18 protein-coding genes and 1 CRISPR repeat array (1 of these 19 cut by a window edge) are annotated in these 21,393 nt (G+C 54.1%); of the genes, 11 read left to right on the forward strand and 7 right to left on the reverse strand.

Going from position 1 to position 21,393, the window contains the following annotated elements:
• Positions 1-11 precede the first annotated feature (11 nt).
• From phnL to phnP, 5 genes are all read left to right on the forward strand, one after another.
• On the forward strand, positions 12-716 hold the full coding sequence (gene phnL, locus SAQUA_RS21055) for a phosphonate C-P lyase system protein PhnL (RefSeq protein WP_380671796.1): 705 nt from the start codon (positions 12-14) through the stop codon (positions 714-716).
• Positions 713-1,849: an alpha-D-ribose 1-methylphosphonate 5-triphosphate diphosphatase gene (gene phnM / locus SAQUA_RS21060; RefSeq protein WP_380671794.1), complete on the forward strand. Its 1,137-nt coding sequence runs from the start codon at positions 713-715 to the stop codon at positions 1,847-1,849. Before phnL ends, phnM begins: the two co-directional genes overlap by 4 nt.
• Positions 1,849-2,406 (forward strand): ribose 1,5-bisphosphokinase, encoded by a 558-nt coding sequence (phnN, locus tag SAQUA_RS21065; protein WP_380671792.1) that lies wholly within the window; start codon positions 1,849-1,851, stop codon positions 2,404-2,406. The genes phnM and phnN overlap by 1 nt, the downstream gene beginning before the upstream one ends.
• Positions 2,403-3,005, forward strand: a complete 603-nt coding sequence (locus SAQUA_RS21070; protein WP_380671790.1) for a DapH/DapD/GlmU-related protein — start codon at positions 2,403-2,405, stop codon at positions 3,003-3,005. Before phnN ends, SAQUA_RS21070 begins: the two co-directional genes overlap by 4 nt.
• 63 nt (positions 3,006-3,068) lie before the next feature.
• Positions 3,069-3,818, forward strand: a complete 750-nt coding sequence (phnP, locus tag SAQUA_RS21075; RefSeq protein ID WP_380671788.1) for a phosphonate metabolism protein PhnP — start codon at positions 3,069-3,071, stop codon at positions 3,816-3,818.
• 130 nt (positions 3,819-3,948) lie between these two features.
• Here phnP and SAQUA_RS21080 read toward each other — a convergent pair whose 3' ends face one another.
• On the reverse strand, positions 3,949-4,572 hold the full coding sequence (locus SAQUA_RS21080; protein WP_380671786.1) for an NAD(P)H-binding protein: 624 nt from the start codon (positions 4,570-4,572) through the stop codon (positions 3,949-3,951).
• Positions 4,573-4,721: 149 nt separating this feature from the next.
• Here SAQUA_RS21080 and SAQUA_RS21085 point away from each other — a divergent pair, with 149 nt between their 5' ends.
• Both SAQUA_RS21085 and SAQUA_RS21090 read left to right on the forward strand, forming a co-directional pair.
• Complete coding sequence (locus tag SAQUA_RS21085; RefSeq protein WP_380671784.1) at positions 4,722-6,155, forward strand: non-oxidative hydroxyarylic acid decarboxylases subunit C; 1,434 nt, start codon at positions 4,722-4,724, stop codon at positions 6,153-6,155.
• A 7-nt stretch (positions 6,156-6,162) separates the two neighbouring features.
• Entirely contained in the window at positions 6,163-6,408 is a 246-nt protein-coding gene (locus SAQUA_RS21090) for a non-oxidative hydroxyarylic acid decarboxylases subunit D (protein WP_380671782.1), read from the forward strand.
• Here SAQUA_RS21090 and SAQUA_RS21095 read toward each other — a convergent pair.
• From SAQUA_RS21095 to SAQUA_RS21105, 3 genes are read right to left on the reverse strand one after another with little or no spacing between them, the layout of a single operon-like run.
• Positions 6,383-7,291: a LysR family transcriptional regulator gene (locus SAQUA_RS21095; RefSeq protein WP_380671780.1), complete on the reverse strand. Its 909-nt coding sequence runs from the start codon at positions 7,289-7,291 to the stop codon at positions 6,383-6,385. The genes SAQUA_RS21090 and SAQUA_RS21095 overlap by 26 nt on opposite strands.
• 6 nt (positions 7,292-7,297) lie before the next feature.
• The gene (locus SAQUA_RS21100) at positions 7,298-8,344 is read right to left on the reverse strand and encodes a DUF1176 domain-containing protein (protein ID WP_380671778.1); all 1,047 of its coding nucleotides are present in this window, start codon (positions 8,342-8,344) and stop codon (positions 7,298-7,300) included.
• A 51-nt stretch (positions 8,345-8,395) separates the two neighbouring features.
• Entirely contained in the window at positions 8,396-8,827 is a 432-nt protein-coding gene (locus tag SAQUA_RS21105; protein WP_380671776.1) for a YhbP family protein, read from the reverse strand.
• A gap of 314 nt (positions 8,828-9,141) precedes the next feature.
• On the opposite strand from SAQUA_RS21105, the gene SAQUA_RS21110 reads away from it, so the two are divergent.
• A complete protein-coding gene (locus tag SAQUA_RS21110; protein WP_380671774.1) occupies positions 9,142-9,516 on the forward strand; it encodes a lysozyme inhibitor LprI family protein in 375 nt (124 codons plus the stop codon).
• 123 nt (positions 9,517-9,639) lie between these two features.
• On the opposite strand, the gene SAQUA_RS21115 is transcribed toward SAQUA_RS21110, so the two are convergent.
• From SAQUA_RS21115 to SAQUA_RS21125, 3 genes are all read right to left on the reverse strand, one after another.
• Entirely contained in the window at positions 9,640-11,070 is a 1,431-nt protein-coding gene (locus SAQUA_RS21115) for a 6-phospho-beta-glucosidase (RefSeq protein ID WP_380671772.1), read from the reverse strand.
• A 35-nt stretch (positions 11,071-11,105) separates the two neighbouring features.
• Positions 11,106-12,542: a PTS cellobiose/arbutin/salicin transporter subunit IIBC gene (gene ascF, locus SAQUA_RS21120; RefSeq protein ID WP_380671770.1), complete on the reverse strand. Its 1,437-nt coding sequence runs from the start codon at positions 12,540-12,542 to the stop codon at positions 11,106-11,108.
• Between the two features lie 570 nt (positions 12,543-13,112).
• Positions 13,113-14,894 carry a sigma-54-dependent Fis family transcriptional regulator gene (locus SAQUA_RS21125; RefSeq protein WP_380671768.1) on the reverse strand — a complete coding sequence of 594 codons (1,782 nt, stop codon included), beginning with the start codon at positions 14,892-14,894 and terminating at the stop codon, positions 13,113-13,115.
• Positions 14,895-15,183: 289 nt separating this feature from the next.
• Between SAQUA_RS21125 and SAQUA_RS21130 the strand changes: the two genes are divergently transcribed.
• The 3 genes from SAQUA_RS21130 to SAQUA_RS21140 all read left to right on the forward strand — a co-directional run bounded on the left by SAQUA_RS21130 (position 15,184) and on the right by SAQUA_RS21140 (position 19,053).
• Positions 15,184-16,704, forward strand: a complete 1,521-nt coding sequence (locus tag SAQUA_RS21130; protein ID WP_380671766.1) for an aldehyde dehydrogenase family protein — start codon at positions 15,184-15,186, stop codon at positions 16,702-16,704.
• Between the two features lie 26 nt (positions 16,705-16,730).
• Complete coding sequence (adhP, locus tag SAQUA_RS21135) at positions 16,731-17,756, forward strand: alcohol dehydrogenase AdhP (RefSeq protein ID WP_380671764.1); 1,026 nt, start codon at positions 16,731-16,733, stop codon at positions 17,754-17,756.
• A gap of 277 nt (positions 17,757-18,033) precedes the next feature.
• On the forward strand, positions 18,034-19,053 hold the full coding sequence (locus tag SAQUA_RS21140) for a LacI family DNA-binding transcriptional regulator (RefSeq protein WP_380671762.1): 1,020 nt from the start codon (positions 18,034-18,036) through the stop codon (positions 19,051-19,053).
• A gap of 93 nt (positions 19,054-19,146) precedes the next feature.
• A CRISPR array of direct repeats spans positions 19,147-21,393; the repeat unit is 29 nt; unit sequence CGGTTTATCCCCGCTGGCGCGGGGAACAC; it runs 1,140 nt beyond the window's last position.

Here is a 21,393-nt window from a genome sequence, read left to right on the forward strand (position 1 = left end):
CAGGTGACATAATGACGATTAAAATCCGGGTTGAACACCTGAGTAAAACCTTTGTACTGCACCAGCAACACGGCACACGCCTGCCGGTGCTGCAGGATGCCAACCTTACCGTCCACAGCGGCGAATGCGTGGTGCTGCACGGCCATTCCGGTAGCGGTAAATCAACCCTGCTGCGTTCACTGTATGCCAACTATCAACCCGACAGCGGCCATATTTGGGTCAATCACCAGAACGAATGGGTCGAGTTGGTACGGGCCGAAGCACGCCAAATCCTGGCAGTGCGCCGCCACACTATCGGCTGGGTCAGCCAGTTTCTGCGTGTGATACCGCGTATCAGCGCACTGGAAGTGGTCATGCAGCCGTTACTGGAGTCGGGTGTCAGCCGCAACGAATGCCGCGAACGGGCGGAAGCCCTACTCAGCCAGCTCAACGTGCCGCAACGCCTGTGGCAGTTGGCTCCTTCAACCTTCTCCGGCGGTGAACAACAGCGGGTGAACATCGCCCGGGGCTTTATCAAGGATTACCCCATCCTGTTGCTGGATGAGCCGACCGCGTCCCTCGACAGCCGCAATAGCGCAGCGGTGGTTAACCTGATCGAGCAGGCCAAACAGCGTGGTGCGGCCATCGTGGGCATTTTCCATGATGAAGGCAACCGCCAACGGGTTGCTGACCGATTACACAGTATGCAGGCACCACAGGCTCTGGAGACCTTATGATTATCAATAACGTCAAACTGCTGCTGGAAGATCAGATTGTCTCTGGCTCCATAGAAGTCACCGACGGCATAATCCGCAGCTTTGCCGATACCCCGAGTCAGTTACCGCAAGCGTTGGATGGCGAAGGTGGCTGGTTACTGCCAGGGCTGATTGAACTGCATACCGACAATCTGGACAAATTTTTCACCCCGCGCCCCAACGTCGACTGGCCAGCCCATTCGGCCATGAGCAGTCACGACGCTTTGATGGTCGCCAACGGCATCACCACGGTGCTGGATGCGGTGGCAATTGGCGATGTGCGCGACGGCGGGCATCGGCTGGAAAACCTGCAAAAAATGATCGACGCAGTGATCCACAGCCAGCTTTCCGGGGTTAACCGGGCGGAACATCGGCTGCACCTGCGCTGCGAGTTACCCAATGAAACTACCTTAGCGCTGTTCGAGCAGTTAATGGATAAGCCGGGCGTCTCTTTGGTTTCGCTGATGGACCATTCGCCGGGCCAGCGCCAGTTCGCCTCACGCGAGAAATACCGCGAATACTATCAGGGAAAATATCACCTCAATGACCAGCAGATGAGCGAGTTTGAGCAGCAGCAAGTTAGCCTTGCCGAACGCTGGTCCACGCCGAACCGCGAAGGGATAGCCGCCCATTGCCGGGCACGCCACATCGCCCTGGCCAGCCATGATGACGCCACCGCCGAGCACGTTGCCGAATCTTGCGCCCTGGGCAGCGTAATTGCTGAATTTCCCACCACCGAAATCGCCGCCCGAGCCTCGCACCAACAAGGTTTGCAGGTGCTAATGGGGGCCCCCAACATCGTGCGTGGCGGCTCGCATTCCGGCAACGTGGCGGCCCATCATCTGGCGGCGCTTGGCGTACTGGATATCCTCTCTTCCGATTATTACCCCGCCAGCCTGCTGGATGCGGCGTTCCGCCTTGCCGCGGATGAACGCAATGCCTTCACCTTGCCACAGGCGGTACAACTGATCACCCGTAATCCGGCACGTGCTTTAGGCTTAGAGGATCGCGGGCTGATCGCCGAAGGGCTGCGTGCGGATCTGGTGTTGGCCAAGCCACACGGTGAACATATCTATGTGCAGAAAGTCTGGTGCCAAGGCAGGCAGGTGTACTGATGGCGCGTCTTATCTATCTGATGGGCCCCTCCGGGGCAGGAAAAGATAGCCTGCTCGAGCGGCTCAGTGCAGATAGCCATGGGCCACTGGTGGCCCACAGGTATATCACCCGCTCGGCAGATGCCGGTTGCGAGAACCATATTGCCCTAAGCGAACGGGAATTCCTGCGTCGCCGCGCCAAAGGGCTATTCGCCCTGAACTGGCAGGCACACGGCCACTATTACGCCTTGGGTATCGAGGTTGACCTGTGGTTACGGCAGGGGATCGACGTGGTAGTGAATGGTTCCCGGGCCCACCTGCCGCAGGCGTTGCAATGCTACGGCACACAGCTGTTGCCGGTCTGTTTACAGGTTGCCCCTGAAGTCCTGCGCCAACGGTTGACGCAGCGTGGGCGCGAAACGGCAGCCCAGGTTGAACAGCGTCTGATCCGTGCAGCGGATTATCAGCACACCCTGCCAGCCGGTTGCCGTTTGTTGGACAACAACGGCGATCTTGAACACACCTTCAATATGCTGCTGGCTTTAATGGCAAAACAACCACAGGACACCCTTTTATGAGCTTGCTGGCCCAACCCAAAATTGGCAAAGATGTAACACTGAACCGCTGCCAACTCGGTCAATATGTTCACCTAGCCGATGACGCGATTCTGGAAGAAGTCGAAATGGGGGATTACTCCTATACCGCCGGACATAACCAGATCTTCTACGCCACGATTGGCAAATTTGTCTCCATTGCCACTTATGTGCGTATCAACCCCGGCAATCATCCAACTTATCAGCGCATCGCCCAGCATCACTTTACCTACCGGGCTTCAGATTATGGCTTGGGAGAAGACGATGAGGCCTTCTTCGATTGGCGACGCGAGCAGCACGTGACCATTGGCCATGACGTCTGGATTGGCCACAATGCGGTGATAATGCCTGGAGTTTCTATTGGTAATGGCGCGGTAGTAGGTAGTGCGGCCGTGGTGACCAAAGACGTGGAACCCTATTCGCTGGTCGCTGGCGTGGCGGCCAAGAAAATCGGTATGCGTTTTGATGACAATTTGATCGAACGCATTGAGCGTAGCCAGTGGTGGCACTGGGAGCGTGAGGTACTGCAGGAGCGGCTAGCAGATTTCCGCGATATCGACAGTTTTGTGGCGAAGTATTTGTGAACGTTACCCCTCATCCAGCCTGTATACACCAAGGATGAGGGGAAACACTCAGAGGAAACCATCATGCAACTGACCTTTCTCGGCACGGGCGGAGCCCAACAGGTTCCGGCCTTTGGTTGTGGCTGTCTGGTGTGCCAACGTGCGCGGCGTGAACCAGCCTACCGTCGGCGGCCTTGCAGCGCCATGATCAGATTTGCTGGGGAAACGACATTACTGGATGCGGGATTAAGTACCTTGGAAGAGCGGTTTGCAGCGGGGGAAATTCAGCGTTTTTTGCTTACACACTACCACATGGATCACGTTCAGGGGTTATTTCCTTTACGTTGGGGGTGCGGAAATTCGATCCCGGTTTTCGGCCCGGCCGACGAACAGGGTTGTGACGACCTGTTCAAACACCCCGGTATACTGGCCTTTCAGCCCCCTTTGCAGCCTTTCGAAACGGTGGAATTAGGTGGGCTTCAGGTCACTCCGATGCCATTGATTCATTCCAAAATCACCCAGGGTTATCTGATTCAGGCTGCAGGAAAAGCCCTCGCCTACCTGACCGACACCGTAGGTCTGCCGCCAGAAACCGCCCGCTATCTTCAGCAGGTAAAACTCGATCTGCTGGTGTTGGATTGTAGCCTGCCACCGCAACCGCAGGCCCCGCGCAACCACAACGATCTCACTCGTGCTCAGGAAATACAGCAGCGCCTCAACCCACGGCGCACGCTGCTGACACACATCAGCCATCATCTCGATTTATGGCTAATGGAAAACCAACTACCGCCTAATATAGAACTGGCGTCCGATAATCTCTGCATCAGCATCTAGGCTGTGTTGCTCAATTGCCCGTGGTGCCGTCGCAGACCCAAAAGCCCGTTATCAAGGCGGAGGGCGAAGGGCAGAGTGGCCCTCTGTTCAAGCCCGATAACGCAGAGAACGGGCTTTTGGGGGACACAGCCTAGCAATGCAATTGGTCAGATTCCAGGATCTTGACACCGCGATCAGCGTTGAATGCCTGTACCAGCAGGGTTTTCGCCACATCTTTGGCGGCCACTGTTTTCCACTTGCCGGGTAACAGACGGAATAGTGGGAAGGTCAACTGCTCCAGCAGGCGCGGCTTAGATCGTTCCCCTATCAGCATGGAGGGACGAACCACCGTCAAAGATGACCAGTTTTGTTCACGCAGCGTCTGCTCCATCTGCCCTTTGGTACGGTTATACAAAAATAGGGAACGGGGGTTGGCACCGATGGCGCTCACCACCAGGCAGTGCTGCGCACCGAGGCGCTGCCCGCAGCGCCCGGAGTCTACTGCCAGTTGATAGTCCACATGACGAAAAGCCTCGGCGCTTCCCGCCTGGCTGCGCGTGGTCCCCAAGCAGCAAAACACCACATCCACCGGCTGATCCAGGCCAAGCAACAACGCCTGCAGATCGCTCCCCACCGGGTTTTGCAATTTGGCATGTGCCGCCAGCGCTCTGCGCGTGGGGGCAACAATCGCCGTTATCCGCTCGTCGGCTTGCAACAGGCGTAACAGTTCACCCCCTACCATCCCGCTGGCTCCTGTAATCAGTACCCGTGCCATGTGTTTCCCCTTCCCTATGTATTGTTGGCTCAAAGTATAACCATACGCAAAAGCTATACCCCGATATTTTTTAAGTCATTTCCCTCGATCCACTTGCACCAGACAATGATGAAAACCGCATCCTGAACGCCATCGCGAGGAGAACCGTCATGCCTTATGCCGATTTACGCAGCTATCTGGCTGCGCTAGAGCAACAGCAACAGTTGTTGCACATTGAGGAACAGGTTAAGCCCGAACCGGATATTTCGGCAGCGGCCTGTGCGGCCAGCAAACTGGGCGAAAATTCTCCGGCGCTGCTGTTCGAGAATATCCACGGTTACCATGATGCGCGCATCGCCATGAACGTACACGGTTCGTGGCCAAATCTGGCCATTGCCATGGATTTGCCGAAGAATACGCCGCTGAAGAGCCAGTTCTTCGAGTTTGTCCGCCGTTATCAAAACTACCCAGGCGAAGTGGAATATCGTGATAGTGCTCCCTGGCAGGAAGTGGTGATTGATAACGATATTAACCTGTTCGACATTCTGCCCCTGTTCCGCCTTAACCACGGCGACGGTGGTTTTTACATCGATAAGGCCAGCGTGGTATCACGCGACCCTTCGCTCGAGGATAATGAACAAAGCCAGAACGTGGGGATTTACCGTATTGAAGTGAAAGGCCGCAACCGCCTTGGCCTGCAACCCGTGCCCGCACATGACATTGCCATTCATTTACAACGTGCAGAAGAATTGGGGCTGGATCTGCCGATCGCCATTACCATCGGAAATGATCCGATGATCAGCACCGTCGGCGCCATGCCGATCCTCTACGATCAATCAGAATATGCCATGGCAGCGGCGCTTAATGGCCAGCCTTACCCGGTGGTTTATAGCCAATACAGCGGGTTGGATCTGCCATGGGGATCGGAGTTTGTGCTGGAAGGGAAGATCCTTTCCAGAGTGCGGGAAGCAGAAGGCCCCTTCGGGGAATTTACCGGCCACTATTCTGGTGGACGCCGTATGCCGGTGGTAGAGATCACTAAAGTCTCGCATCGTCGCCAGCCAATCTTTGAACATCTCTACCTTGGCATGCCGTGGACTGAGATCGACTACATGATGGGCATCAACACCTGCGCACCGCTGTATATGCAGCTCAAGCAGGCCTTTCCGGAAGTTGTCGCGGTTAATGCTCTCTATACCCATGGATTAATCGTGATTGTTTCTACCAAAACCCGCTTTGGCGGCTTTGCTAAAGGGGTAGGAATGCGCGTACTTACCACGCCCCATGGTCTGGGTTACGCCAAGATGGTGATCGTGGTGGATGAGACGGTCGATCCCTTTAACCTGCCGCAGGTGATGTGGGCCATCTCTACCAAATTCAACCCGGATTACGATCTGCTCAAAATACCTGGGCTGTCGATCCTGCCACTGGATCCGGCTTCACAACCCGCCGGAATGACCAGCAAAGTGATCATCGATGCCACAACACCAAAGGCACCGGAAGAGCATGGGCATTTTTCACAGGAACTGCGCGACCCGGTGACCACCGAGGCATGGGTGGGGAAATTACAAACTCTGATTGCCGCAGCTAAATCAGGCCATTAAGGACAAAATGATGAACCAGCACCCTGAACAGTGCCCGCGCTGCGCCTCTGCCGGGCCAGAAGTTCTCAGCCATTCGCCGGTAGCGGGAGCCTGGACAGTGTTTCACTGCCCAACCTGTTTCTTTACCTGGCGCAGCACCGAACCGGATTTTATTACCGACCCGGCCAAGTACAATCCCAACTTCAAATTTGCCCCGGCCGATATGGCGCACTTCGGTATTATGCCAGCTATTCCTGAGCTGAAACGTCGTTAGGCTGTTTCAGGTATTCCACGACCGCACGAAGCGCAGGCCGGTTTTCCTGCTGCGTGCGGTACAACATCACCAGATCGTCCGCCACCGCGTCTAATTCCGGCACCGGGATCGCCACCAGCCCTTCCCAGACCCGATCCTTAGGTAAAACTGGCAACAGGGCTATCGCCATATCCTGCTGCGCCAGGTAACACATCATCGGAATATCGCTGGCATCGGCAAATACCTGCGGCTGCAACCCCTGCTTGGCAAAGCTTTGCAGCACCTGCTCATACACGCCAAACCCCGATTTACGCCGCAACAACGTCAGCGGATAAGGGATCAATTGCTTCAGGCTCAGCGTGGAATGCTGGGCCAAGGGTGAACCCGGATGGCATAGCGCGCGAAAGCTGGCATGAGCCAAGGGTGTCATTACGATAGGTACTTCGCTGCTGGTGAGAGGCAAATGGACCAATGCGAGATCGATACGCTGTTTCTCCAACAACTCTTCCAGATGCCCCGTATCCCCCTGATAGAGCGAGAAGCTCAGTTCCGGCCGCCGCTGGCGTATGGCCTGCATCATCTGCGCTACCCGTGGAATGCCCATCGATACGGTACCGATGCGAACCACGCCCCGTTGCCCTTCACCAAAAGCGTGCATCTCCTCTTCCACTTCTGCTGCCATTTGCAGCAGCGCACAGGCACACTGATACAGGTAATGCCCGGCTTCCGTGGGGGCCATACCCCGGCTGGAACGCTCGAACAGCCTGACCCCCCATTCTTCTTCCAACTGCGATAGGGCCTTGCTGAGGGGGGGCTGGGCGATATACAACACTTCCGCAGCGGCAGACACTGACCCATGCTCTACCACCGCTTTAAAATAGCTGAGCGGTTTTAGCTTAATCATGAGGCTCTACCTTGCGGGTTTAACATCGGCGACAAAGGTCGGCAGATCCCAGGTCCCGCCCAAATGAATGTAACGGCACATACCGGTGGTCGATTCGCGACTTTTACGGAATACCTCACCATCCCATACCCAGTTGGCTGTGCCAAAGCAGTCACCTATTCCACGTCCTTTTTGCCCCATGAATATTTCACCTTGACCATAGCCGGAAGCGGAATCTGTTACCAATACCGGGGCAGTTTTCAATGCACTGTCGATCACCCAATAACCATAACCTTCGTTATAGGCAGCCCGCCAACAAAGCGCAGAGATAAGCACATATTGTTTATCCAGCGGGGTAAGTGTGATGCCATCCCCACTCTCCTCGCTATTATCCTGGGGGGACTGCAGACGATCGCATTCGTCCTCCTTCAGGGTTGCCAGCAGTTTGGGTTTCAGCACGGCAATTTCTGCGGCAGTGAGAGGACGTTCCTGCTCTTTAGTTACCTTAACCGCTTGAATTACCGGGGCAGGAATGGCCGTTGGTACGCTGCTTTCCGGTTGTGCGCCTTTTTTAGTCAGTGCGCCAGGCGTGCCGATACGTCCCTGGACATCATCCATCTTCAGCAATGTAGCACTAGCGCCTTCCCCCGAAAGGACAAAAGGAGCCGGGCCGCCTTTGAATTCGACTTTGCCACTGCCTTTGACGGCACGGATAAGTGCCAGCGTCTGGCTTTCCGATAAACGCCAAACCTCGTTTTTTGCCGGTTTGACAGCACCGACAGACTTACCGTCAATCCACAGCGTCAGTTTTTCTACCGGGGATGAACCATCAGACTCGATGTCCGCCAAGGTCACCTCCGCCGTTGGTACAGTGCCAGGCCCGGCAATACGCGTAAGCAAAACGGAACCGCTGGCTTCATCTTCATTACCGTAACCCGCAGCACGGCATGTCCCGATGTTGTCACATGCCAGTTCCCAATTCTTATGGTAAAAAGAAACGCCGCTATCTTGTGCCATTGCGCAAGACATGAAGGCGCCTACCAATGCCAATGCAGCTATCTTTCTGTTTCTCATGTCATATTCCTTTATGTCATCGACCGCGGATAATGCGAGCTATATTGGTCATTAACACAGCCAGTGCAGTTTTTTGCCGAAGCCCAAGTTGTTATCTGTCATTTTGACTTCCTGCAGATCGAGCTGCCAGATAGGGGCCTTCATCACCCTCGCCACCGGAAAACGTTTGCAGTAACGCGCACGTGCCAGTAGAGCTTCATCTCCTTCCAGCAGGGTTATTACCCCCCGATATTGCACACCTTTGATCAATGCCACCGTCTTGGGTTGCGGCGCGATAGTGCCAACAACTACGCTATTCTGTTGCATCAGCTCACCGTGGCGAGTCTGCAAATCGGTCATTAACCATAACGCCATGTGCTCTGCGTCAAACACGTAAAAACAATTGGCGCACCACATCTCTGTACCATTACCGGCACAAAGCGTGAGCACGTGCTGCTTGTTGAGAAAGCGGATAATGTGCTGTTGATCTTCGGTGTGGTTCAACGTGAGTTTTCCTTATCGCCTGCGGTATAGCCAAGTTACTGCAAGTTATGGGTATGCGGCAACCGAGGCACTAGACCGAAGGATGCTTACCCATATGCCCCCATAAATGAATGTTTGCCAAACTATTCCAATGCAGGAGCATTCGTTTAAGGTCTATACCCAAGTTACTTCAAGTTGCATGTAGGCGGCCACTGAGCGAAGCCCCAGGAGCTTGGTAAACCAAGTGACTGGGGTGAGTGAAGGCAGCCAACACCCATGCAGCTTGAAGGGCGACGGGTATATACAGTTAAAAACTAAACAAGGAGAGGTTCAACGTGATTAAAGAAACAATTTTGGGATGTTCACTACTGTTGGTTTCCACCGCTTCGCTGGCTGGGGGATGTGACAATCCACGTAATGCCTACGATCAAACCTATTGTGCATCACTGGAAATGGTCCAACTGGATCAGGAACTCAATGTTGAATATAAGAAAGTGATAGGTTTGCTGAACCCACAACAAAAACAGATGTTAAAACAATCGCAAATCCAGTGGTTGAAAATCCGCGACGATAAGTGCAGCGATGGTTCACTCCTGTACGTCTCCTGCTCCAATAAGATTATGAAAAATCGAATCGATTTTCTGAAAGGTGTGGAGAGGGAATGCAAGAGCACGGGTTGCGACAGCAATAAACTCACCCAGCAGCAGTGATGCTTAATGCTCGGGGCACATACTTTGATGCCCCTTTCTATTAGCTCCTCGTCAATTCACAGCCGAAGATAACCAAAGCGATAATAATTTGTTGCCCCTCGGTCATTTGAGGGGCAATGAGCACTAACCTAAATCTGCACCATTACTGGCAATCACTTTCTTGTACCAGTAGAACGATTTCTTTCTGGTTCTGGCTAGAGTGCCATTCCCTTGGTCGTCGCGGTCGACATAAACAAAACCATAGCGTTTGCTCATTTCCCCGGTGGAAGCGGCGACCAGATCAATGCAACCCCAGGAGGTGTAGCCCATCACCGGGATGCCGTCGCCTATAGCGTCTGCCATGGCCTTGATATGCTCACGCAAATAGCTGATACGATACTCGTCGTCAATTTCACCCTGCTCATTGAACTCGTCTTTGGCACCCAAACCGTTTTCCACCAGGAACAGCGGTTTCTGGTAACGGTCATACATCATGTTCATGGTGATACGCAGGCCTAGAGGATCGATTCCCCATCCCCATTCGCTGGCTTCGACATATGGATTCTTCAGAGATTTGACGATATTGGCTGCGCTACTGTTCTGCTCATTCATCTCAGCCGAGGCACAGCGGGAAGCGTAGTAACTGAAGGAGACGAAATCGACACTGTTTTTGAGGATCTCGCTGTCCCCCTCTTCCATCTGGACAGTAATACCCTTTTCACTAAACAGGCGCTTGGTGTAGGAAGGATAAGCCCCACGGGCCTGAACATCGATGAAGAACAGGTTTTCGCGGTCTTTTTCTAGCGCGGCCCACACGTCTGCAGGCTTGCACGACCACGGGTAGAAATTCCCCCCCGCCAACATGCACCCAACCTGATTCTTTGGGTTAACCTCATGGGCAATTTTGGTGGCCAGCGCACTCGCCACCAGTTCGTGGTGAGCGGCCTGATATTTCACCTGCTCCTGATTATCGTCCTTTTCGAACACCAGCCCAGCACCGGAAAACGGGCTGTGCAGCAGAATATTGATTTCATTAAACGTCAGCCAGTATTTCACCAACCCGTCGAAGGCTTCAAAACAGGTACGGGCGTAGTGGGTGAAGAACCCCACCATTTGCCGGTTGCGCCACGAACCGTACTCACGCACCAGATGCATCGGCACATCAAAATGACACAGCGTGACCAACGGCTCGATGCCGTACTTTTTGCATTCGGCAAAAACGTCGCGATAAAAGGCGATACCCTGCGCATTGGGCACCGTTTCGTCACCATTAGGGAAAATACGGCTCCAGGCGATTGAGGTGCGAAATACGCTGAACCCCATCTCTGCCATCAGGGCTATGTCCTCTTTATAACGATGATAAAAATCGATACCCAGATGGCTGGGGTAAAACTCATCTTCACGCAAGGTAAAGCGCTTTTCCTGGCCCAGTTTTACTGCCAGCCGCGCTTTACCGTGAGGGATCATATCAACCGTCGTCAGCCCTTTGCCGCCTTCCAGATAAGCGCCTTCAGCCTGGTTGGCAGCTAACGCACCACCCCATAAAAAATCTGCGGGGAAAACAGATGCTGGCATAAGATACCTCTTCTTAATGGTTTTTTTACAACAGGTTACACAGATAATGCGGGTGCAGGCCTGGCTTTTTCACTTTCCGCCTCTTCGACCGGAATATCTTCAAATCCCAGTAGCAGCGTGAGCACAAAGGAAAGCACAACCGCCAGGATCATCACGCCAAATACCCAGACTATGGTCATTGGGTTTGACGGGTCGAAAAACTGTACGCTGGTGAATAGCCCCGGTGAAGCCATCGAGTGGCTTGCCAAACCGGCAATTCCCGCAACGCCACCACAGACAAAACCACTGATCAGCGCAGCAACAAGTGGGCGTTTCAGGCGTATCGCCACACCGTACAGTGCAGGTTCTGAAATCCCGGCCACGATGGCTGACGCCGCTGCGGCTAATGCCGTCTGGCGCAGTTCAGGATTTTTAGTTCGCCAGGCAACCGCCAGCGATGAACCGCCCAGCGAGAGATTGGCACCGATCTCTGACGGCATTACCATGCCTTCCTTACCGGTTTCTGCAATAGTCTGAATGATGGTTGGGGTGAACACACGGTGCATCCCTGTCATCACCAGAAGCGGCCATAATCCGCCCATAATCGCGACGGATAACCAGCCCAGGTAGCTGTGTACGGTGAAGACCAGCGCAGAAATACCACTACCGATCCAGATGCCCAGTGGGCCAATCAGCATGATAGCGATGGGGGCGGAGATAAGCACAATCAGCATCGGTTTGAGGAAGTTTTTGGTCACGGCTGGCGTGATGCGATCGACCCATTTTTCAATGTAGGAGAGTAACCAGGTCATGCACAGCGCCGGAATTACCGTATAAGTATATTTCACCGCAGTAACGGGCAGGCCGACAAATTCAACCTGTTGCCCCTGCGCTGCTTTGGCCATCAAATCGATAAAGGTTGGGTGAACCAGAACCCCGGCAATGGCGATAGCCAGCGACATGTTGGTTTTGAACTTGATGGCGGCGGAAGCGGCAACCATCACCGGCAGGAAGAAGAATGCACCATCGCCGATAACGTTAAGAATAATAAGCGTCGAGGAGCCTTTGCCAAATACACCGGTCATATCCAGGATCATCGCGAGCAGTTTCACCATCGATCCGCCGATAATGGCCGGGATAAGCGGTGACATGGTACCGATCAGCGCGTCCAGGATCCCGGCGCCGATGCGTTTCAAGGTGATCCTGTTTTTCACTGGCGCAGGTTGCTGCCCCACCGCCCCTTCAGGCAGCAGTTTCAGCACTTCTGCATAAGCTTGAGAAACCGTGTTGCCGATGATCACCTGACACTGGTTCTCGCTTCTAACCACCCCGAGCACGCCGCTAATGGCTTTCAGCCTGGCGCTATCGACAACGCTATCGTCGTTGAGCACAAAGCGCAGCCGCGTCATGCAGTGCGTCACCGCGGCGACGTTACTCGCCCCTCCAACTGCATCCACTATTGCTTGTGATACCGCCGCATAATTCTTAGACATGAGGACAACTCTCATAGATAGGTAACCGGTTTCACATAAGATTGTTTATATTTAAACTAAATATCAATTTATATTTTTTTTGGTTGTTTTTTTTGTGATTAGCATCTCGATAGCAGGCGTACCAGAAACTAGGCTGTGTCCCTTAATTGCCCGTGGTGCCGTCGCAGACCCAAAAGCCCGTTATCAAGGCGGAGGGTGAAGGGCAGAGTGGCCCTCTGTTCAAACCCGACAACACAGAGAACGGGCTTTTGGGGCGCGACCCTACGGGCTGGGGCCATTTACGCGCATTGCGGCGTTGTTCGCCGCTTATTTGGTCCACCAAACCTCGCGGCTCACGCCTTGCCCTGCGCGCAAATGACTACCAGCGGCGCTCACGTGCAATTAAGGGACACAGCCTAATGTTACGTGCTGAAAGGGTACAAAGGGTGCTGTTTGGGAACGGGGAAGGGGAATAGTTGGAAAGGTGTTGATCGATGGCAGACGTTTACTCACGTCAAAATGCAGTGCAGTGCAGCGCGAAAGCGCTAAACCATACGCAATACTTACCCCAGTAAGCCGGAGCAACGTACCTTAGCGCTTTTCTCGGGCGGCGCGTCGATAAAGCGTGCTGCGAGCAATTCCCAGCGCCTGAGCCGTTTTAGTCACGTTACCGTTATAGCGCCCAAGCGTTTCTGCAATCACGCGTTCATCATGCTGATGCAGGGCAATCTGCGGCATGACTTGCTCAAGCCGATATTTTTCCGGTAACGCCTGGCAGTCTAGCACCTCATCGTCGTCTGCCAGGGCGAGCAACACCTTCAGCAAACTTCTTAATTCACGCACATTGCCCGGCCAGCTGTAATTCGCCAACGTTTCCTGCAGTTCTGGGGTAAGCAGGATGCCACGTTTCACACCGCCCAGTTCCCGCCACAGTTGGGTAATGAAAAGGGGCAATGAAGGCCATTCACGCAGCGGGGGCAACGTTAAGGAAAATTCCTGCAGCCTGTAATATAAATCCTCACGGAATTCGCCTTCGGCCACCCTTTGGTTGAGATCGCGGTGTGTGGCAGAGATAACCGCAAAGTTGACTGGCCAGCTACGGCTGGAACCGAGCGGTGCTACCTCTTTTTCCTGTAGCACTCGCAGAAGACGGGTTTGCAGCGTTAACGGCATATCGCCAATTTCATCCAGAAACAGCACTCCCCCATCCGCCTCACGGATCTTACCGATGTAACCATTCTTGCTAGCACCGGTAAATGCACCCGGTTGATAGCCAAACAGCTCGGATTCAATCAGCGTTTCCGGAATAGCCGCGCAATTGATGGCAACAAATTTACCCTCTCGCCACTTGCTTTGCTGATGGAGCGCTCGGCTGACATACTCCTTGCCGCTGCCGGTCTCACCATGGATACACAAAGACACCCCTGCATTCATCAACCGCACCAGTTTATTGGTGTCTATACAGAGGGAAAGGGAAAGATCTGACGCGACCGCCGACGTTGCCGCAAAGTGAGTTCGAGCTGGGGCGCGCAGGCGGAAAAAATAACGCTGGCGGAGATAAGAGAGGATCGGCAGCGGAATAGCGTTTGCTTGCTGCTCAGCATCGGGAAAAAGTTGCTGGAAAGTGAGTGAGCCAAAACGGTCGGCAGCGATATGCAGCTCGCGCATCGCCAGGCGGTTCGCCGCCATTAGCACATTGTCTGAGAAAATAAGTAGCAGTTCCTCAACCTTGTCTATTCCATGCGCCTGTGGATGCAGACTCATCAACCACTGATCCGGGAGCAAACTCTGCTTAATCCATAAAGACTCTATCTGCTTTGCCGCTTCTTTGATCCAGGCCAGCGTGTAGGGATGGGGGTAATGTGCTGGCCCAGATATATCCAACACACCGGCAATCTGCCCGTTTGGTGTTTGCAGCGTCATTGCGGCGCAATATAGCCCGTGATTGCTGGTGAGATAGTGCTGATGCGCGAAGATTTCACAGCCGTCATCAATGGCCAGCGCGGTACCAATCGCATTGGTCCCACGGCCACACTCACTCCACAAATTACCGGGGGCCAGGGCAAAGCGTTGGGCTTTTTGCAGAGCCCGCATATCACCAAAGGAGTTCAGTATCAGACCGCTAGCATCGGAGAGGATCACCACGGCTTGCTTGTCGGCAATTTTATCTGCCAGGGCTTTAACCGCAGGTTGGGCAAACTGTTGTAGCGCGGCGTTATTCGCCAGAACATCGGCAAGCTCTGCTTGACGAATACGAGGAAAATCATCAGCCATACGATCTAAGCCATAGAGCTCGCTGCGAAACCAGGACTCATTAAGTAGCGGCGTATTGCCAGTGATGGATATGTTGGTGGCTGACGAATTTCCACGCATTGGTGACCTCATCTTTGCCCGGACATTGTTGCAATATTGTAGCAATTAAGTTTTATCTGTGTTGCGATTTGCAACACAAATGGCAAACATCGTTCTCTTTGTACCCCGCCCCGATAATACAGATAAATTTAACCTAATGATTTAAATCACATTTTAATTTTAAACCAGCCCAACAAAAAGAGTGGCACAGCGGGTGCATTAGTTATGACGTAACCGCAAGACCACCCGAGGAAAAGTTGACTTGGCGGTTGCCACACTCTGACATCGAAACCTCTATAAGGAGTTTGCAATGCGTTACGCACATCCCGGTACGCCTGATGCACTGGTCTCTTTCAAAGCGGCTTACGGCAACTATATTGGCGGCAAATTCGTAGAACCGCTGGGCGGTCAATACTTTATGAATACTTCGCCTGTGAATGGCAGTGACATTGCACAGTTCCCACGCTCCGATGCCCAGGATATTAACGCTGCGCTGGATGCAGCCCATCTGGCCGCTGAAGCCTGGGGGAAAACCAGCGTACAACATCGCTCTACTCTGTTACTGCAGGTAGCCGATCGTATCGAAGCCAATCTGGAATACCTGGCGGTCGCGGAAAGTTGGGACAACGGGAAGCCGATCCGCGAAACGCTCAACGCGGACCTGCCGCTGGCTATCGATCACTTTCGTTACTTTGCCGGTTGCCTGCGAGCACAGGAAGGCAGCACGGCAGAAATTGATGAGCACACCGTTGCCTATCACTTCCATGAGCCGTTAGGCGTAGTCGGCCAGATCATTCCCTGGAACTTTCCTCTGTTGATGGCCGCCTGGAAGCTGGCTCCGGCCCTGGCAGCGGGCAACTGCGTGGTGCTGAAACCGGCTGAGCAGACACCGCTGGGCATCACGCTGCTTATGGAGCTTATCGGCGATCTGTTTCCCGCTGGTGTGCTGAATGTGGTTCAGGGCTATGGCCGCGAGGCGGGCGAAGCGCTGGCAACCAGCAAGCGTATCGCCAAAATTGCCTTCACCGGATCAACGCCGGTTGGCCGCCACATTATGGCCTGTGCAGCAGAGAACATTATTCCATGCACGGTGGAACTGGGTGGCAAATCACCAAACATCTATTTTGCCGATGTGATGGACGCTGAACCGGAGTTTATCGAAAAAGCGGTTGAAGGCCTGGTACTCGGTTTCTTTAACCAGGGTGAAGTCTGTACCTGCCCTTCCCGTGCTCTGATCCACGAGTCGATTTATGTTCCGTTCATGGAGCGGGTGATGGAAAAAATCAAAAACATTCGCCGTGGCGATCCGCTGGATACAGACACCATGATTGGTGCACAGGCTTCCCGCCAGCAGTTTGACAAAATCCTCTCTTATATCGACATCGCCCGTAATGAAGGTGGGCAGATCCTGGTCGGTGGTGAGAAGGCCAGCATCACGCCTGCGTTGGATAACGGTTTTTATATCCAGCCCACGCTGATCAAAGGGGATAACCAGATGCGCTGTTTCCAGGAAGAAATTTTTGGGCCGGTGATCGGTGTTACCACCTTCAAAGACGAAGCAGAAGCCCTGTCTATCGCCAATCAGACCCAGTTTGGCCTGGGAGCGGGCGTATGGACCCGTGATGCCAATCTGGCTTATCGCATGGGGCGCAACATCAAAGCTGGCCGCGTCTGGACCAACTGCTATCACATCTACCCTGCTCATGCAGCGTTCGGAGGCTATAAGCAATCGGGCGTCGGGCGTGAAACCCACAAAATGGCATTAAACCAATACCAACAAACCAAAAACCTGCTGGTCAGCTATGGCACAGCACCGTTAGGCCTGTTCTAAGCCATTCTACTTTTAAGGACGAAAAGATGAATACGATGAAAGCCGCTGTGGTTAAAGCATTTGGTGAACCTCTGGTGATTGAGCAGGTACCAATCCCTAAAGCAGGACCGGGCCAGCTGTTAGTGAAGATTGTCGCTACCGGCGTCTGTCATACCGATCTGCACGCCGCCGAGGGCGATTGGCCGGTCAAGCCGCAGCCGCCGTTCATCCCCGGCCATGAAGGAGTGGGCTATGTGGTCGCAGTGGGTGAAGGCGTGAAACATATCAAGGAGGGGGATCGTGTTGGAGTACCATGGCTGTACTCCACCTGCGGCCACTGCGAGCACTGCCTGGACAGTTGGGAAACCCTGTGCCACTCACAGCAAAACGCCGGTTACTCGGTTAACGGCAGTTTTGCTGAATATTGCCTGGCGGACGCCAACTATGTCGGCATCCTACCGGATAACGTTGCATACAACGAAATCGCGCCGATCCTGTGCGCTGGCGTCACGGTGTATAAGGGCCTGAAAATGACCGAAACCAAACCCGGCGACTGGGTGGTAGTTTCCGGTATTGGTGGGCTTGGGCATATGGCGATCCAGTATGCGGTTGCCATGGGGCTGAATGTGGCGGCGGTGGACATTGACGACGATAAATTGGCTTTTGCCAAACGTCTTGGTGCCAGCGTGGTGGCGAATGCGAAAAATGTCGATCCGGCGAAGGTATTCCATGAAAGCTTCGGGGGTGCGCACGGTGTGCTGGTGACCGCGGTATCGCCTAAAGCCTTCGCGCAAGCCATCGGGACAATGCGCCGAGGCGGCACCATGGTGCTGAATGGGCTTCCACCGGGTACCTTTGATCTGTCGATCTTTAATATGGTGTTAGACGGCATTACCGTGCGTGGCTCGATTGTCGGCACCCGCAAAGATCTGCAGGAAGCCCTCGATTTTGCCGGGCGTCATAAAGTGGCAGCGAATATCTCCGTTGAGCCACTGAGCAACATCAACGATATTTTCGCCCGTATGCACGCCGGTAAGATTGAGGGGCGTGTCGTGGTCGACTTAGCGTTGTAAGACGCTAGCAACGCTTCTTGAGAGCAGGCTCCGATGCATCGCCACCGCTTGAATGGCGACGGTATAATCAGGCAGGTACAGCGTTTGGGTTGTGCCTGCCTATCTACTTTGGGTATATACTCGTCATACTTCAAGTTGCATGGGTGTTGGCTACGTCCGTTCGTACCAGTCACATAGTGAGCTATGCTCCTGGCGACTCTCGGTCTTGCCGCCTACATGCAACTCGAATTATTTAGAGTATAGAATGTGGATAATTTTAAAAAGCCTGGAAATACCTATGTCTACCATGCAGGAAGTGGCCAAGAAAGCGGGCGTATCAAAAGCCACTGTTTCACGTGTTCTTTCCGGTAAAGGATACGTCAGCGAAGCAACCAAAGATCAGGTATACAAAGCTATCGAAGAGACCGGGTATCGCCCTAATTTGCTGGCGAGAAATCTGGCGACCAATAAGTCGCAATGTATTGGCCTGGTAGTGACCAATACGCTCTACAACGGTAATTACTTTAGCGAGTTGATCTCTCAGGCGGCGCAAAAGCTGGAAAACAATGGGCGCCAGCTCATTCTGGTGGATGGGAAACACAGCGCCGAGGAAGAGCACCAGGCGATCCAATTCCTGCTCGATTTACGCTGCGACGCCATTATCATCTACCCGCGTTTCTTATCCATCGATGTAATGGATGAGATTATTGAGCAATATAAACAGCCCATAATGGTCGTTAACCGCAGGCTAAGAAAACATCAAAGCCACTGTATTTGCTGCGACCATAAAGGTGCCAGTTTTAACGCAACAAAACACCTGATTGAGCAAGGCCACCGCGATATTGCGTTCATTACCGGTTCATTGGATTCGCCAACGGCCATCGAACGGCTGTCTGGCTATAAAGAAGCGTTAAGCCGTTATGATATTGCGCTGCAGGAAAGCCTGATCGTCAAGGGAAAATGGACGCCGACCAGCGGTGCCGCAGCCATGAAGTCCCTACTGGACCAGCAGATCGCCTTTAGCGCAGTACTCGCCAGCAATGATGACATGGCGATTGGTGCCATCAAGCAATTAAACCAGGCGGGCATTGCCGTACCCAGTAAGGTCTCTGTTATCGGTTTCGATAACGTTCCAACCGCCCCGTACCTAACCCCCGCGTTATCCAGCGTTAAAGATCCGGTTAGCGCTATGATGAATGAAGTGATTGACCGGCTGATTTCCATGCTCGACGGCGGATACTTATCAAAAAACAATGTTTTTACCTCCGAACTGTTGCTCAGGGATTCAGTTAGCAATGGGCCTTTCTGGGGTAAGTAATAATAAAGTTATTATGTTCCGGATTATCAATGGGTAACTGCGGCGGTGAAAATGTCCGTTGTAAGATCTGCTAATGCGCTGTTTGTATTGGCTGCCTGTGCCCCCGCTGGCGCGAGGAACACGTAAGCATCAGATTTGTGCTTTCCGAGGATAGCGGTTTATCCCCGCTGGCGCGGGGAACACCAGTCGCTTGCGCTGCGGCTTTGGACTCCAAACGGTTTATCCCCGCTGGCGCGGGGAACACGCCTATCGTAACGGGCCCAAGTTCCGCCTAGCCGGTTTATCCCCGGTGGCGCGGGGAACACTGCCTCTTTTGAGAAATCGACTTTCATCATGCCGGTTTATCCCCGCTGGCGCGGGGAACACAGCAGCACAAGCTTGCGCAAGGGATTCCCTACCGGTTTATCCCCGCTGGCGCGGGGAACACTCATAACCCCAGCCGTAGGATGTGCCGTATTGCGGTTTATCCCCGCTGGCGCGGGGAACACGTCACGCAACAAGTGGGGTTTTAACATGGTGCCGGTTTATCCCCGCTGGCGCGGGGAACACATCACCAATAATACGGCGTTCTCGCTGATCGGCGGTTTATCCCCGCTGGCGCGGGGAACACTCCCACTCCAGATCACGGGTATTGTGTTTAAACGGTTTATCCCCGCTGGCGCGGGGAACACGCCTGGGGCATTTGATCTAATTCTCAACGCAACCGGTTTATCCCCGCTGGCGCGGGGAACACTGAAAAGTCTCAGGGCACAAAGATCCAGATATCGGTTTATCCCCGCTGGCGCGGGGAACACGTATTTCCCGTCAATCTCAACGGTGATCGGCGCGGTTTATCCCCGCTGGCGCGGGGAACACGACTTTGAATTCAACATGAAAAGGGCTATAGACGGTTTATCCCCGCTGGCGCGGGGAACACGAGTACATGCAGAAAGCCCAATCCGCGTCCGACGGTTTATCCCCGCTGGCGCGGGGAACACTGTTATTCCTGCCGTCCCCGTTTTTATCAGCCCGGTTTATCCCCGCTGGCGCGGGGAACACTTAGCGCTACATCAATTACAGCGCCGGATCGACGGTTTATCCCCGCTGGCGCGGGGAACACACGGGGTGAGGCATGGGGGTAAAGGTCAAAGGCGGTTTATCCCCGCTGGCGCGGGGAACACCTTCAGTGCCCAAGCGCGATAGTTGTCACCATCGGTTTATCCCCGCTGGCGCGGGGAACACTTACATCAGAATAAAATTCGTGGCCGGTATTACGGTTTATCCCCGCTGGCGCGGGGAACACTAATGGCGGTTTTAACAACAGCCAATTCGGCGCGGTTTATCCCCGCTGGCGCGGGGAACACATAATAACAGCGGAGTAGCGGTTGATTAAATTCGGTTTATCCCCGCTGGCGCGGGGAACACCCTGGGCCTGCCTTGCGCTCGATCTCCAATCACGGTTTATCCCCGCTGGCGCGGGGAACACTGGGAGGCCATCGAAGCGGCATACCGAGCTGGCGGTTTATCCCCGCTGGCGCGGGGAACACGACTACGAAGCCGGGGCGGATTTCGTGACGTGCGGTTTATCCCCGCTGGCGCGGGGAACACACAGGCCATCTGTGGCGCAGCCTCAGTGATCCCGGTTTATCCCCGCTGGCGCGGGGAACACCGTGTATGTTGTCGTCACTGCTACGGGAAAGACGGTTTATCCCCGCTGGCGCGGGGAACACTCATAAACATCAGCAAATCGACAAACATATAGCCGGTTTATCCCCGCTGGCGCGGGGAACACGAGAGCGGGAAATTTTTTTCGGTCTAATGAAGCGGTTTATCCCCGCTGGCGCGGGGAACACATCTGGTTAGTGGTGATATGGTCTTAAATAGTCGGTTTATCCCCGCTGGCGCGGGGAACACAATTATACCGGCGACAATGTTAGCGTGGATTCCGGTTTATCCCCGCTGGCGCGGGGAACACGCGCAGAGGCAAGACCAGAAGAGGCCGACTGGCGGTTTATCCCCGCTGGCGCGGGGAACACGCTATCAATTAAATTTGCTGTGGAGCGGTCAGCGGTTTATCCCCGCTGGCGCGGGGAACACCGTTGCTACGCCAACGGGTAGAGGTTTTCCTGCGGTTTATCCCCGCTGGCGCGGGGAACACTTTTTCCAAAATCCACTAATTAAATTAGCTGGCGGTTTATCCCCGCTGGCGCGGGGAACACCATCGAATCCGCCCGGCAAGGTCATGTCGTAACGGTTTATCCCCGCTGGCGCGGGGAACACACAATTTTGTCGGCGGTGGTAATCTTGAACCCCGGTTTATCCCCGCTGGCGCGGGGAACACGCACGTTCAAAGTTTCCCGC

It is taken from the genome of Serratia aquatilis (assembly GCF_044865145.1).
In the GTDB taxonomy this organism is placed as follows: domain Bacteria; phylum Pseudomonadota; class Gammaproteobacteria; order Enterobacterales; family Enterobacteriaceae; genus Chania; species Chania aquatilis.

Bases quoted from the DNA above. Each gene is read 5' to 3' on its own strand.
- phnL (WP_380671796.1), top strand. From the start codon at position 12: ATGACGATTAAAATCCGGGTTGAACACCTGAGTAAAACCTTTGTACTG.
- phnM (WP_380671794.1), top strand. From the start codon at position 713: ATGATTATCAATAACGTCAAACTGCTGCTGGAAGATCAGATTGTCTCT.
- phnN (WP_380671792.1), top strand. From the start codon at position 1,849: ATGGCGCGTCTTATCTATCTGATGGGCCCCTCCGGGGCAGGAAAAGAT.
- SAQUA_RS21070 (WP_380671790.1), top strand. From the start codon at position 2,403: ATGAGCTTGCTGGCCCAACCCAAAATTGGCAAAGATGTAACACTGAAC.
- phnP (WP_380671788.1), top strand. From the start codon at position 3,069: ATGCAACTGACCTTTCTCGGCACGGGCGGAGCCCAACAGGTTCCGGCC.
- SAQUA_RS21080 (WP_380671786.1), bottom strand. From the start codon at position 4,572: ATGGCACGGGTACTGATTACAGGAGCCAGCGGGATGGTAGGGGGTGAA.
- SAQUA_RS21085 (WP_380671784.1), top strand. From the start codon at position 4,722: ATGCCTTATGCCGATTTACGCAGCTATCTGGCTGCGCTAGAGCAACAG.
- SAQUA_RS21090 (WP_380671782.1), top strand. From the start codon at position 6,163: ATGATGAACCAGCACCCTGAACAGTGCCCGCGCTGCGCCTCTGCCGGG.
- SAQUA_RS21095 (WP_380671780.1), bottom strand. From the start codon at position 7,291: ATGATTAAGCTAAAACCGCTCAGCTATTTTAAAGCGGTGGTAGAGCAT.
- SAQUA_RS21100 (WP_380671778.1), bottom strand. From the start codon at position 8,344: ATGAGAAACAGAAAGATAGCTGCATTGGCATTGGTAGGCGCCTTCATG.
- SAQUA_RS21115 (WP_380671772.1), bottom strand. From the start codon at position 11,070: ATGCCAGCATCTGTTTTCCCCGCAGATTTTTTATGGGGTGGTGCGTTA.
- ascF (WP_380671770.1), bottom strand. From the start codon at position 12,542: ATGTCTAAGAATTATGCGGCGGTATCACAAGCAATAGTGGATGCAGTT.
- SAQUA_RS21125 (WP_380671768.1), bottom strand. From the start codon at position 14,894: ATGCGTGGAAATTCGTCAGCCACCAACATATCCATCACTGGCAATACG.
- SAQUA_RS21130 (WP_380671766.1), top strand. From the start codon at position 15,184: ATGCGTTACGCACATCCCGGTACGCCTGATGCACTGGTCTCTTTCAAA.
- adhP (WP_380671764.1), top strand. From the start codon at position 16,731: ATGAATACGATGAAAGCCGCTGTGGTTAAAGCATTTGGTGAACCTCTG.
- SAQUA_RS21140 (WP_380671762.1), top strand. From the start codon at position 18,034: ATGTCTACCATGCAGGAAGTGGCCAAGAAAGCGGGCGTATCAAAAGCC.